This is a genomic window from Zoogloea ramigera (genome assembly GCF_006539865.1).
Classification (GTDB): domain Bacteria; phylum Pseudomonadota; class Gammaproteobacteria; order Burkholderiales; family Rhodocyclaceae; genus Zoogloea; species Zoogloea ramigera.
The window spans coordinates 182,509-196,025 of the sequence record NZ_BJNV01000006.1; the positions used below are offsets into that span (position 1 = coordinate 182,509).

The 13,517-nt window shown below is 69.5% G+C and carries 9 protein-coding genes; 7 read left to right on the forward strand and 2 right to left on the reverse strand.

Annotated elements, in window-relative coordinates:
- Nucleotides 1-26 precede the first annotated feature (26 nt).
- The 3 genes from ZRA01_RS02670 to ZRA01_RS02680 all read left to right on the forward strand — a co-directional run bounded on the left by ZRA01_RS02670 (nucleotide 27) and on the right by ZRA01_RS02680 (nucleotide 4,087).
- Nucleotides 27-1,463: an aldehyde dehydrogenase family protein gene (locus ZRA01_RS02670; protein ID WP_141349208.1), complete on the forward strand. Its 1,437-nt coding sequence runs from the start codon at nucleotides 27-29 to the stop codon at nucleotides 1,461-1,463.
- Nucleotides 1,464-1,730: 267 nt separating this feature from the next.
- A complete protein-coding gene (locus ZRA01_RS02675) occupies nucleotides 1,731-2,474 on the forward strand; it encodes a PEP-CTERM sorting domain-containing protein (protein ID WP_141349209.1) in 744 nt (247 codons plus the stop codon).
- A gap of 374 nt (nucleotides 2,475-2,848) precedes the next feature.
- Nucleotides 2,849-4,087: an HD-GYP domain-containing protein gene (locus tag ZRA01_RS02680; RefSeq protein WP_141349210.1), complete on the forward strand. Its 1,239-nt coding sequence runs from the start codon at nucleotides 2,849-2,851 to the stop codon at nucleotides 4,085-4,087.
- 95 nt (nucleotides 4,088-4,182) lie between these two features.
- Here the strand turns inward: ZRA01_RS02680 and ZRA01_RS02685 are convergent, their stop codons facing one another.
- The gene (locus ZRA01_RS02685) at nucleotides 4,183-5,895 is read right to left on the reverse strand and encodes a cation:proton antiporter domain-containing protein (protein WP_141349211.1); all 1,713 of its coding nucleotides are present in this window, start codon (nucleotides 5,893-5,895) and stop codon (nucleotides 4,183-4,185) included.
- Between the two features lie 191 nt (nucleotides 5,896-6,086).
- Between ZRA01_RS02685 and ZRA01_RS02690 the strand changes: the two genes are divergently transcribed.
- Nucleotides 6,087-6,647 (forward strand): hypothetical protein, encoded by a 561-nt coding sequence (locus ZRA01_RS02690; protein ID WP_141349212.1) that lies wholly within the window; start codon nucleotides 6,087-6,089, stop codon nucleotides 6,645-6,647.
- A 22-nt stretch (nucleotides 6,648-6,669) separates the two neighbouring features.
- Here ZRA01_RS02690 and ZRA01_RS02695 read toward each other — a convergent pair whose 3' ends face one another.
- Complete coding sequence (locus ZRA01_RS02695) at nucleotides 6,670-7,173, reverse strand: flavodoxin family protein (protein ID WP_141349213.1); 504 nt, start codon at nucleotides 7,171-7,173, stop codon at nucleotides 6,670-6,672.
- Nucleotides 7,174-7,643: 470 nt separating this feature from the next.
- Between ZRA01_RS02695 and nifJ the strand changes: the two genes are divergently transcribed.
- The 3 genes from nifJ (at nucleotide 7,644) to ZRA01_RS02710 (ending at nucleotide 13,344) form a co-directional block, all read left to right on the forward strand.
- Nucleotides 7,644-11,216 (forward strand): pyruvate:ferredoxin (flavodoxin) oxidoreductase, encoded by a 3,573-nt coding sequence (gene nifJ / locus ZRA01_RS02700; protein ID WP_141349214.1) that lies wholly within the window; start codon nucleotides 7,644-7,646, stop codon nucleotides 11,214-11,216.
- A 1-nt stretch (nucleotide 11,217) separates the two neighbouring features.
- Entirely contained in the window at nucleotides 11,218-12,231 is a 1,014-nt protein-coding gene (locus tag ZRA01_RS02705; RefSeq protein WP_141349215.1) for a dihydroorotate dehydrogenase-like protein, read from the forward strand.
- A gap of 255 nt (nucleotides 12,232-12,486) precedes the next feature.
- Nucleotides 12,487-13,344: an ATP-grasp domain-containing protein gene (locus tag ZRA01_RS02710; protein ID WP_141349216.1), complete on the forward strand. Its 858-nt coding sequence runs from the start codon at nucleotides 12,487-12,489 to the stop codon at nucleotides 13,342-13,344.
- Nucleotides 13,345-13,517: the final 173 nt, after the last annotated feature.

Below are 13,517 nucleotides of genomic sequence, written 5' to 3' on the forward strand. Positions count from 1 at the left end.
TCAACAACAAAATGGAGGAGACAACCATGAGCAACCTGCAGCGTTTTTACATCGGCGGCCAGTGGGTAGACCCCGCCGCCCCGGCCTTCCGCGACGTCATCAACCCCGCCACCGAGGCAGCGGCCGGCAGCGTCGCGATGGGCTCGGCGGCCGACGTCGAGCGCGCCGTGGCTGCCGCGCGGGCCGCCTTTCCGGCCTTCGCCGCCACCACCCGCGAGGAGCGTCTCGACCTCTTCGCGCGCATCGGCGTGGCCTACAAGAAGCGCTACGACGACATGGCCCAGGCCATCTGCACCGAGATGGGCGCGCCGCTGAAGGCGCTGGCGGGCAGCGGCCAGGCGGGTTCCGGGCTGTTCCACTTCCGCGCCGCTGCCACGGCGCTGCAGGATTTCGTCTTCGAGAAACCCCAGGGCGGCACCCGCATCCTGCGCGAGCCGATCGGCGTGTGCGGGCTGATCACGCCCTGGAACTGGCCCGCCAATCAGATGGCCTGCAAGGTGGCGCCGGCCCTCGCGGCGGGCTGCACGATGGTCCTCAAGCCCAGCGAGCTGGCGCCGCTCTCCGGCATCATCCTGGCCGAGATCCTCCACGAGGCCGGCGTGCCGGCGGGCGTCTTCAACCTGGTGAACGGCGACGGTGCCGGAGTCGGCGCGCCGCTCACCACCCACCCGGACGTGGACATGCTGTCCTTCACCGGCTCGACCCGCGCCGGCCAGCTGGTGATGCGGGCCGCCGCCGACGGCATCAAGAAGGTCGCCCTGGAGCTCGGCGGCAAGTCGGCCAACATCATCCTCGACGATGCCGATTTCACCCGCGCGGTCACCCAGGGCGTGATGACGCTGATGCTCAACAGCGGCCAGAACTGCAACGCGCCGTCGCGGATGCTGGTGCCCGCCGGGCGGCTCGACGAGGTCGAAGCCCTGGCCGTGGCGGCGCTCGCCCGGGTCCGGGTCGGCGACCCGCTCGATGCGGCCACCACCATGGGGCCGCTGGCCAACGGGGCCCAGTTCGAGCGCGTGCAGCGCCTCATCGAGGCCGGCGTCGCCGAAGGCGCCAAGCTGCTGGCGGGCGGGCCGGGGCGGCCGGAGGGCATCGCCCGCGGCTTCTTCGCGCGGCCGACGATCTTCAGCCAGGTGAAGAATTCGATGACCATTGCCCGGGAGGAGATCTTCGGGCCGGTGCTGTCCATCCTGCCCTACCGGGACGAGGACGACGCCGTCGCCATCGCCAACGACTCACCCTACGGCCTGTCGGGCTACGTGAGCTCCGCCGACCCGGCCCGCGCCCGCGCGGTGGCTCGCCGCCTGCGCACCGGCAATGTGCACATCAACGGCGCGCCGATCGACATGGCGGCGCCCTTCGGTGGTTACAAGCAGTCCGGCCTCGGCCGCGAGTGGGGCGCCTGGGGCATCGACGAGTTCCTCGAGGTGAAGGCCATGCTCGGCTACGGTGAGGGCGACTGAGCCAAGGGGGGGGGATCTCCTGCCCGAACGGGCTGCTTGCCCCGGCGTGGTGCCTCGTCAGCACGCCGGACGCCTGTCCGTGCGGTCAGGTGAAATTCGCAGCAGAGGCGGGTTCTGGTATTGAATTCAACTGGTTTGTCGGAGGTTTTTACAGTTAAAAGTCTGGCTTCCGCCAAGCGCTTGAATCTTAAAAACTTTGTTTTCGGTGTATTTTTTGCTTGCATTTCCCGTGCAAAGCCAATCGGCTTCGCTATCAGGGAGTCAGTCATGAAAACATCGATTTGCAGTATCGCCATTGCTGGGGTCATGTCGGGATTGATCGGGACGGTTCAGGCCGGGGTCATCGATCCGACCCAGCCGGTCGAGGGGCAAAGCCAGCTGGCGCTGTCCGAGCAGTGGTGGCAGTGGGCGCTGGGGATTCCTGCGGCTTCCAGCCCCCTGACCGACGTCGACGGCAGCCGTGCCAACCTCAACAATGCCGGGAGCGTCTTCTTCCTGGCGGGGGGCGGTGGAAACGTCTCGCGCACCATCGAAGTCCCCGCCGGCAAGCCCCTTTTCTTTCCGATTCTCAACATAGCCTACGTTTTTACCCCGGAGACTGGTGAGGCTTGTGACGGCGTGGCAAATCCGGTCGCCTGCGCGTTGTCCTTCATCCCCCTGAGCGGGGTCACGAACCTCCACGCCACCCTCAACGGCCAGAACCTCCTTACTTATCCGAGCTACCGGCAGACCAGCACAGCGCTGTCCTCGGTGAACCTGCCCGCCGACACTTTCTGGTCTGGCCTGAATACGGGTGCCCACGACTTCGTGACGGACGGCTACTGGGTGGCATTGGAGCCCCTCGATCGGGGAAGCTATACCCTCGCGTTCGGTGGCGAAAGTGTGTGGGGCGCACTGGAGGTGGTGGATGTGCTCCGCGTTCCGGAACCGAGTTCGCTGCTGCTCACCCTTTGCGCCCTGGCTCCGCTCGCCGCCCAGTGGCGTAGGCGGGCCTGCGAGGCGGGTGCCTGACAGGGCGCCTCCGGCCCTGGCCACGCAGGCAGGGCCGCATCCGACCTGGCAGGTGGCCCGACAGCCGCCTGCCCCTGCCGCAAGTCCATTAGCCCGTCACCGAGCCGGCGCATGTCTACGGCTGCCCGCCGCCTGGCGTCTTGCTTGCCGGTGTCGGCGGCGGCGCAGCGCACCACCGCCGGCGCGTGGGCCGGTTCAGTCTCACAATAGGCACGCAGTTGGCGCCGTGCCTGTCCAGGCGCTTCGTGCCCGGGTGTTCAGATCCCTCAAGTAAGCGCCGGCCGCTGACGTTACCCGTTCATCCCTGCGCAAAGCCGCTCCTGCGGATGTGGCGGCCTTTGCTCCCAAGCTCAACCCGCGCGCGAGGTGCCCGAATGACGCTCAATGTGGATCTTCGCCAGGTGATCCATGCCCTGGCCGATGCGCTCGACCTGGTCGGCGTGGACGACGTGGCCCACGGCAAGCGGGTCGGCGTGATGGCCGCCGAGTGCGGGCGGGTCGAGGGCCTGGGCGCGGACGAAGTCGCCTTTCTCTTCGAGCTCGGGATGCTCCACGACATCGGCGTGTCGTCCACCCGCGTCCATGGCCACCTGGTCGAGAGCTTCGACTGGAGCGGCGCCCAGACCCACTGCCAGGTGGGCTACGAGCGGGTGAGGGGGTTTGCGCCGCTCGAGGCGATGGCCCTGCCCATCCTCTACCACCACACCCGCTGGGATGTGCTGCAGAATCTTCCGTTGCCGGCCCGCGTCAAGCGCCAGGCCAACCTGATCTATCTGGTGGATCGGGTGGACGCCCTGGCGGCGCCCCACTACGGCGACAAGGCGCTGCTGCTGTTCACCGAAGAGATCCGCGCCCGGATCGCCGAGCACGCCGGCAGCTACTTTGCGCCGGAGCTGGTTGAGATCTTCCTCGAGGCCTCCCGGGCCGAGGCCTTCTGGCTGATGCTCGAACCCCGCTCCCTCGAAGCGCTGCGGCCGCAGGGCGTCGACGGCATGTTCGCCGCGACGCCCGACGAGCTGTACCGGCTGGGCGAGATCTTCGCGCGCATCGTCGACGCCAAGAGCCCCTTCACCGCCGAGCATTCGGTCGGCGTCGCCCGGCTGGCCCGCTACTTGGGCGAGCGCCTCGGCCTCGAGGCCGGGCACGTCGGCCGACTCGAGATTGCCGCGCTGCTGCACGACCTGGGCAAGCTGCGGGTGCCCGACGAGATCCTCGACAAGCCGGGCCGGCTGGACGCCCGCGAGCGCAAGATCATCAACGCCCACAGCTTCGAAACCTTCCGCATCCTGCGCGGCATCCGGGGCTTCGAGGAGATCGCCCTGTGGGCCGCCTGCCATCACGAAGAGCCCGACGGCAGCGGCTACCCCTTCCACCTCGACGCCGCCGCGACGCCCCTCGAGGCGCGCATCCTGCGCGTCGCCGACATCTTTCAGGCGATGGTGCAAGAGCGCCCCTACCGGCAGGGGATGGACGACGCGGCGGTGGCGCGCTTCATGGGCGAGCTGGTGGCGGCGGGCCGCTGCGAGGCCCGGCTCGTCGATGCCCTGCTGGCCGACCTTCCCGCCGCGCGGCGCCAGGCCTGCGGAGCCGGTGTGCCCGCACCGCAGCCCTGAAGCTTTGCGGACTTCTCAAGGAAGCGCAGGGCCGTCCCAGGTTTCCTTGAACCCCCTCGGGGGGCGGGCTGGGCAAAGCCCAGCCCTGGGGGCGCTCAGCTACCGGTGGGCGCCGGGCGCAGCATCCGGCTGGTCACGTAGCCGCACATGCCGCGGGCGAGCTCCTCCTCGCCCACGAACACCTCGCCGAGCTTCTCGCCACGCAGCAGGGCTGCGCCGTCTTCGGTGTCACTGCGCAGCACGATCTCGATGTCGGGGTTCAGCTTGCGGGCGATGTCCACCATCTGCCGGCTGGCCAGCGCGTCGGGGGTGGTCACCACCAGCATCGCGGCGCGGGTGATGTGGGCCTGGACCAGCACGATCGGGTCGGACGCATCGCCCGACACCGCGGCGCGCCCGGCGGCCCGCAGCTTCTCCACCACCTCGCGGTTGCTGTCGGCGACGATGCACGGGACATGCCGCTCGGCGAGGGCCGCCGCGATGTGCTGTCCGACCTGCCCGTAGCCCACCAGCACCACCTGGCCGGTGAGCAGCTTGCGGTCGGTGGACATCGGCAGTGCGGCCAGCGGGTCGTCCCGCAGATCGAGCCGGCGCGCCCACGCCGAGTGCGCCCGGGCCCAGGCCTGGGCCGGCTCGATGGCCGTGAACAGCAGCGAGTTGAGGGCGATCGAGATCAGCGCGCCGGCCAGGATCAGGCTCTGCCCGGCGGGCGTCAGCAGGCCCAGGCTCACCCCCAGCCCGGCCAGGATGAACGAGAACTCGCCGATCTGGGCCAGGCTGGCGCCCACCGTCAGCGCCGTGTTGAGGGGGTAGCGGAAGGCCAGCACCAGCGCGATCGCGGCGACGGTCTTGCCCACCAGGATCACCGCCAGCACCGCCGCCACCTTGCCCGGCGAGCTGACCAGGATCGTCGGGTCGAAGAGCATGCCCACCGACACGAAGAACAGCACCGAAAAGGCGTCCCGCAGCGGCAGGGATTCATCCGCCGCGCGGTGGCTGAACTCGGATTCGCGCATCATCATCCCGGCAAAGAAGGCGCCCAGCGCGAAGGACACATCGAAGAGGATCGCCGCGCCATAGGCCACGCCCACCGCGGCTGCCACCACGCACAGGGTGAACAGCTCCCGCGAGCCGCTCTTCGCCACCAGCCACAGCAGCCGCGGAAAGGCCCGGCGGCCGCCGATCAGCATCAGCGCGATGAAGGCGCTCACCTTGGCCAGGGTCAGGCCGACGGTGAGGGCCAGCCCACCGAACTCGGCCGTCGCGGCGCTGGACTTGGCGCCCAGCACCGGCGCCAGCGCCGGCAGCAGCACCAGCACCAGCACCATCGCCAGGTCTTCCACCACCAGCCAGCCCACCGCGATGCGGCCGTTGGTGGATTCGAGGTTGCCCCGCGCCTCCAGGGCCCGCAGCAGCACCACCGTGCTCGCCACCGACAGGGACAGCCCGAACACCACCGCGTCGCCGACAGCCCAGCCCCAGCCCAGGGCGAGTGCGCCCCCCAGCAGCGTGGCGGCGCCGATCTGCACCACGGCGCCAGGCACCGCGATCTTGCGCACCGCCAGCAGGTCGGCCATCGAAAAGTGCAGGCCGACGCCGAACATCAGCAGCATCACCCCGATCTCGGCCAGCTGCCCGGACAGCGCCACGTCGCCGACAAAGCCCGGCGTGCCCGGCCCGATCATCACCCCGGCCAGCAGATAACCCACCAGGGGCGGCATGCGCAGACGCGCGGCGATCAGACCCAGCACCAGCGCCAGCCCGAAACCGGCGGCGAGGAGGGCGATGAGGGAGACGTTGTGGGGCATCGAACAGGGCTTTCAGCGGACAGGACGCTGCTTCATCAAGGCAATCGGGCGGCAGGGCGCGGACAGAAACGCCATTTGTTTGGTGAGTACAGCGCAAGCGCCAGAAAAATAGCGGTACCGGCGAGCCTCAGGTGGGCTATGGTTGAACAATTGTGCCCACCGACACCGGAGCTCCGGAAAGGATTGCAGGCTTGACGACAAATCGCAAACACGAAACCTACCGAAACCACGACCTGATCTCCGCCTTTTTCAAGGGGGAGTTCGGTGGTCGTGTCATTCAGCGGGGCAAGACACTCCTTGAAATCAGCGGCGGCGGCATCGACGAGAATCTCGTCGAGTTGCGCGCCTTCGTGGACCAGCGCATGGCTGAGCTGACCGCCACCGACGCACCGGCGCCAACGGCCGAGGCCTACGTGGCCGCCTTCCGGCACATCCTGCCGCGCCTCAGCGAGGGCCACCGGGCGATGCTCAAGGCCCACTTCCATGCCCCCGACCGAATCATCACGGCCACCCAGCTCGCCCGGGCCGCAGGCTACCACGGCCACGGGGCCGCCAACCTCCAGTACGGGTTTGTCGGAAGATACCTTTTCGAGGAGCTGCCGACACCCCTGGAAATCCGCAAGGACGGCACGCCGATCTACACCATGGCGCTGGCCACCGGCGTGGATCGCCAGGGTGAAGAGCACGAGTGGCGCTGGCAGATGCGGCCCGAGGTGGCCGCGGCCATCCGATATCTGGGGCTGACCCAGTAGTCCCACGCCCCCACCGGGGCGTTCAGAAAGCGCCCATCGCCAGGCCGGTGGCAAAGGCGGCGCCGAGTTCCTCGCCCCGGGCCAGTTCGGCGGCGGGCACCACCTTGGGGGCGAGGATCGCCTCGGTGGTCTGCGCGTGGGTGCACACGATGAGCGGCGGGGCGATCTCGCGCAGGCGCCAGCCGGTGGCGATGCGGGCGATCTGGCGGGCGGCATTGCTGCCGTCGCTGCCCGCGCACACCAGCGTCGCATAGGGCCGGCCGTTGAGCCTGTCGAGGGCGGCGTAATAGCTGCGGTCGAAGAAATCCTTCATCAGGCCCGAGATGGCGGCCAGGTTTTCCGGCGTCGCAAAAACGTAGCCGTCGGCGGCCAGCAGGTCGCCCGGCCCGGCGTCCCGCGCGTGGAGCAGGCGGGTGGTGACGGCCGGCTCCTGGGCCGCGCCGCGCAGCACGGCGCGGCTCATCTGCTCGGTCGAGCCGGTCCAGGAGTGATACACGATCAGCAGGGTGCGGGCGGGGGTGTCCATGGCCGGCAAACCTTATCACGTCGGCTGGCCGCGGTGAGGGCGGCGCCCATCGGCGGGCAAAGCATGTTGCGGCACGGCAATTTGCCGCGCTTGCGGCGCCAAGGCTTGCGATAGGTCAAATTCCGGCCCTTCGCGGTGGCCGTATGATGAACTCTGTTGTTGCAGCGCACACGCCCGCACAGGGGCCGTGTCATCATGAAAACGCAATGCAGTCATGCCCGTCCGCCCCAGTCGGGGCGGTGCAGTCCAGGTAGAGCAGCCCCGCGGCCGCGGGCTTGTGGCAGCCTGGTGGGGCGGCTGGCGGTGGTTTCTGGTTGCGCTGCAGCACACTGTCTCCGTTACCCGCACGGATGTCCGTTTCGGGACGACCCCACCCGGGGTTCGCGCCCACTGTTCCCGATTCCAACAGGCACAGCCGCACCCGCCCAGCGCCGCGGCCAAGCTGCCGACCATCCCAGCAGGGGGTCCCAATGACGACGTATCTCAATCTCGACGGCAACGAAGCCGCCGCACGGATGGCCTATCTCGGCAGCGAGGTGATTGCCATCTACCCGATCACGCCCTCGTCCAACATGGGCGAGTGGGCCGATGAATGGGCCGCCCAGGGCAAGCCCAACCTGTGGGGCGTGGTCCCCAAGATCATCGAGATGCAGTCCGAAGGCGGCGCCGCCGGTGCGTTGCACGGGGCGCTCACCTCGGGCGCGCTGGGCACCAGCTTCACCGCCAGCCAGGGCCTGCTGCTGTTCGTGCCCAACCTCTACAAGATGGCCGGCGAGCTGACGCCCTTCGTGCTCCACGTGGCGGCGCGGGCGCTGGCCACCCACGCGCTCTCCATCTTCGGCGACCACTCCGACGTGATGGCCTGCCGCGCCACCGGCTGCGCGCTCCTGGCCAGCAATTCGGTGCAGGAGGCCCAGGATATGGCCCTCATCGCCCAGGCCGCCACCCTGGCCGGGCGCATCCCGGTGATCCACTTCTTCGACGGCTTCCGCACCTCCCACGAGGTCGCCAAGATCGTCGCCGTCGAGCCCGACACCGTGCGCGCGATGATCGACGACCACCTGGTGGCGGCCCATCGCGCCCGCGCCCTGTCGCCCGAGCACCCGGTGCTGCGCGGCACGGCCCAGAACCCCGACGTGTTCTTCCAGTCGCGGGAGCGCAGCAACCCCTATTACGACGCCTTCCCGGATCTCGTGCAGCAGGCCATGGACCGCTTCGGCGCGCTCACCGGCCGCCACTACAAGCTCTTCGACTACGTGGGCGCCCCCGACGCCGAGCGGGTGATCGTGGTGATGGGCTCCGCCGCCGAGACGGTGGAAGAGACCGTCGAGCACCTCGTTGCCCGCGGCGAGAAGGTCGGCCTCCTCAAGCTGCGCCTGTTCCGCCCCCTTGCCGGCGAGCGCCTGCTGGCGGCGATCCCGGCCAGCGCCAAGGCCATTGCCGTGCTCGACCGCTGCAAGGAGCCCGGCGCCGACGGTGAGCCGCTCTACAAGGACGTGCTCACCGCCTTCGCCGAAGCCGCCGCCGACGGCCGCCGCCCCATGCCGCGCATCACTGGCGGGCGCTACGGCCTGGCCAGCAAGGAGTTCACCCCCGGCATGGTCAAGGCCGTGTTCGACGAACTGCTGGCCGACCGGCCGAAGCGTGGCTTCACGGTGGGCATCGTCGACGACATCACCCACCTGTCGCTGCCCTGGGACGCGGGCTTCCGCAGCGATGCCTCTCGGGCGCTACAGCACGCGGTGTTCTGGGGCCTCGGCGCCGACGGCACGGTGTCGGCCAACAAGAACTCGATCAAGATCGTCGGCGAATCCACCGCGCTGCAGGCCCAGGGCTACTTCGTGTATGACTCGAAGAAGTCGGGCGCCGTCACGGTGTCGCACCTGCGCTTCGGCGCGGCGCCGATCCGCTCCAGCTACCTGGTGGAGGAGGGCATGGCCGGCTTCGTGGCCTGCCACCAGACGGTGTTCGTCGAGCGCTACGACCTGCTCGCCCACGCCGCGCCGGGCGGGGTGTTCCTGCTCAACACGCCGGAGCCTGCCGACCGCGTGTGGGCCAGCCTGCCGGCCGCCATGCAGGCCACCATCCGTGAGCGCGGCCTCAAGCTGTGGGTGATCGACGCCTACCGCGTGGCCCAGGACGCGGGCATGGGGCGGCGCATCAACACCATCATGCAGACCTGCTTCTTCGCGATCTCGGGCATCCTGCCCCACGACGAAGCCGTCGCGGCGATCAAGAAGGCCGTCGACAAGACCTACGGCAAGAAGAGCAAGCGCCTCGCCGATCTCAACCACCGCGCCATCGAGATGACCCTCGCCAACCTCCACGAGGCGGCGGTGGGCGAGGCCGCCGGCAGCGCCGCGCCGATCCAGCTGAACGCCCCGGAAGGCCTGCCCGACTTCGTGCGCGACTTCACCCTGCCGATCTACCGCGGCGAGGGCAACCGCCTGCCGGTGTCGGCGATGCCCGTCGATGGCAGCTTCCCCACCGGCACCGCCAGGTTCGAGAAGCGCAACATCGCGCTGGAGATCCCCGAGTGGATCGAAGACCTGTGCACCCAGTGCGGCAAGTGCGTGTTCGTGTGCCCGCACTCGGCGATCCGCGCCCGCGCCTTCCCGGCCGACGCGGTGGCCGAGGCGCCGCTCACCTTCAAGCACGTGCCCGCCAAGAGCAAGGACTTCCCGGCCGGCACCCGCATCAGCTACCAGGTGGCGCCCGAAGACTGCACCGGCTGCGGCGACTGTGTCGAGGCCTGCCCGATCCACGACAAGAGCAACGTCAGCCGCCGCGCCGTCAACATGATCGCGCTGGCCCCGGTGCGCGAGCAGGAGCGTGACAACTTCGAGTTCTTCCTCAAGCTGCCCGACTTCGACCGCAGCCTGCTCAAGCACGGCACCATCCCCGGTGCGATGCTGCTCGACCCGCTGTTCGAGTTCTCGGGCGCCTGCGCCGGCTGCGGCGAGACGCCCTACATCCGCCTCGCCACCCAGCTCTTCGGCGACCGCATGCTGGTCGCCAACGCCACCGGCTGCTCGTCGATCTACGGCGCCAACCTGCCCTCCACGCCCTACACCGTCAATGGCGCCGGCCGTGGCCCGGCCTGGTCGAATTCGCTGTTCGAGGACAACGCCGAGTTCGGCCTGGGCATGCGCCTTGCCGCCGACCAGCTGATGCTCTACGCCCAGACCCTGGTCAAGGAGATGGCCGACGAGATCGGCGCCGACTTCGCCACCGCCCTCGTCAGCGCCGACCAGCGCGCCGAGACCGGCATCCGGGCCCAGCGCGAGCGGGTCGCCCAGCTCATGCAGAAGCTCGCCGCCAGCCGCCACCCGCGCGCCACCGAGCTCGCGTCCCTCGCCGAATGGCTGATCCGCCGCTCGGTGTGGATCATCGGCGGCGACGGCTGGGCCTACGACATCGGCTACGGCGGCCTCGACCACGTGCTGGCCCTGTCCTACGACGTGAACATCCTGGTGCTCGACACCGAGGTGTATTCCAACACCGGCGGCCAGACCTCCAAGGCCACCCCGGTGGGCGCGGTGGCCAAGTTCTCGGCCGGCGGCAAGACCACCGCCAAGAAAGACCTGGCCCGCATCGCCTCCGACTACGGTCACGTGTATGTGGCCACGGTGGCCTACGGCGCCAAGGACGTGCACACCCTCAAGGCCTTCCACGAGGCCGAAAGCCACGACGGCCCGTCGCTGATCGTCGCCTACAGCCCGTGCATCGCCCACGGCGTCGACATGCTCTACAACCAGCGCCAGCAGGAGATGGCGGTCAAGACCGGCCACTGGCCGCTGTTCCGCTTCGACCCGCGGCTGGCCGACAGCGGCGCCAACCCCTTCAAGCTCGATTCTGCCCCGCCGAGCCAGCCGATCAAGGCCTTCATGGACAGCGAGACCCGCTTCGCCATGCTCGCCCGCAGCCACCCCGAAGCCGCCGAGCGCCTCGCTGCCGCGGCCCAGGACGAAGCCGACCGGCGCTATAAGGCCTACCAGGCGCTCGCCGCCGCCCACGCCGACATCCCGAAAGCAGGAGCCTGACATGATCGACCTGTCCACCGACTACCTGGGGCTCAAGCTCAAGAACCCGCTGGTGCCCTCGTCCTCGCCGCTCTCCAAGCAGCTCGACACCGCGCTGCGCCTCGAAGACGCCGGCGCCGCGGCCCTGGTGCTGCACTCCCTCTACGAGGAAGAGCTGATCGCCGAAGACGCGATGGCCGACCGCTTCCTGCTCCACGCCGAGCTCCACGACGGCGAATCGGCCGGCTTCCTGCCCGACCACGGCCACTACGAAGGCGCCCTCGACCGCTACCTCGAACACCTGCGCCGCCTCAAGGCGCGCCTCTCGATCCCGGTCATCGCCAGCCTCAACGGCGTCACGCCGTCGGGCTGGGTCGACCTCGGCAAGGAGCTGCAGGAGGCCGGAGCCGATGCCCTCGAGCTCAACGTCTACCACGTGGCCGCCGACCCCTCCGAGAGCGGCGACGCCGTCGAGGCCCGCTACGTGGCGCTGCTGGCCGAGCTCAAGCGCGCCGTGAGCGTGCCCGTCGTCATGAAGCTGCCGCCTTTCTTCTCGTCGCTGCCCCACTTCGTCAAGCGCCTGGAGGCCGTCGGCGCTGACGGCGTGAGCCTGTTCAACCGCTTCTTTCAGCCCGACATCGACCTCGACGCCCTCGAGATGGTCGAGCAGCTCCAGCTCTCCTCGCCCGAGGAGGCGCTGCTGCGCATCCGCTGGGTCGCCATCCTGCGTGCCCACACCCGCATGACCCTGGCCGCCACCGGCGGCGTGTATGGCGCAGGCGACGCCCTCAAGCTGCTGCTGGCCGGCGCCGACGTGGTGCACCTGGCCTCGGCCCTGCTCGAACACGGCCCGGGCCGGCTCAGCCAGATCCTCGACGACATGAAGACCTGGATGATCGAGCGCGAGTACGAATCGGTCGCCCAGCTGAAGGGCAGCATGTGCCAGACCAACCTGCGCGACGCCAGCGCCCTGGCCCGCCAGAGCTACATCCGGGTGCTCGACAGCTTCACCCCGCGGGCGGGGGTGTGGCGCTGAGGCGGTTTCGGGGGGCAGCGGTCGTCCTGTCATCGGCCTTGGCCTTGAATCCAGCCGTGTCCCCGTGGCCTGAGGCGTCTTCCGGCAGTCGCCTGAGGTAACCCCCACAGGTCGCCCCCGCAGGGAGCCTCGCGCGCCGGCTTCGGAGTGGTCGCCCGTCCGGGGGCAGGCTGAGGTAAACCCGGGGCGGCGCGCCGCCGGCCGGGCCCGCTAAAATGCCGGCCTCCCGTCAAGCCCACGCGCAAGGATCGCCCCATGGAAGCCCGCCCCCGCATCGCCCTCGTCACCGGCGCCGAGATGGCCAAGCCCGACCCGGAGACCCATTACCTCGTCGCAGCGCTGGCCGAGCTCGGCGTCGAAGCCGACGTCCTACCCTGGGACAGCCCCGTCGACTGGGCCGCCTGGCCGCTGGTGGTGGTGCGCACGCCGTGGGACTACTTCCGCCGCCTGCCCGAGTTTCTGGCCTGGGCCGAGCGCGCCAGCCAGCTCACCCGCTTCGTCAATCCCTGCGCGGTCATCGCGTGGAACTGCCACAAGCAGTATCTGCGTGCGCTCGCCGCCGATGGCATCCCCACCGTGCCCACCCTGTGGCTGGGCCAGGGCTGCGCCGACGCCCGCGAGCAGCTCAAGGCCCGCGGCTGGGGCGAAGTGGTGGTCAAGCCGGCGGTCTCGATCGGCGCGATCGGCGCGCTGCGGGCGGATGCCGCCGACCCGGCCTGCCTGGCGCACCTCGACCGCCTGGTGGCCGACGGCGACGTGATGGTGCAGCCCTTCGTCACCAGCGTGGCCGAGGCCGGTGAGGTGTCGCTGGTGTATTTCGGCGGGCGCTTCTCCCACGCCATCCGCAAGCAGCCCGCGGCCGGGGATTTCCGGGTGCAGGACATGTACGGCGGCACGGTGCACGCCCACCAGCCGACCGATGCCGAACTGGCCGTGGCCGACGCGGTGCTCGCCCGTACGCCGGCGCCGACCACCTACGCGCGCATCGATCTGGTGGAGTTCGCCGGCGCCCCGGCGCTGATGGAGGCCGAGCTGATCGAGCCGGAGCTCTTCCTCGGCGCGACGGCCGAGGCGGCGATGAATTTTGCGCGGGTGTTGGGGGGGATGGTTTGACGCGGGATGGGGCGGGGGGCTTGTTGTTTTTCGCTGATGGAGACCAACAGCCCGTCGCGCGTTTAGCCTTGCGTTGGCCGGGTCCCGCCCCGGCGGGCGGCTTACTTCTTTGCGTCGCCAAAGAAGTAAGCAAGAAAGGCGACCCCGCTTCACCGGTCTTTTGCTCAAGCTGT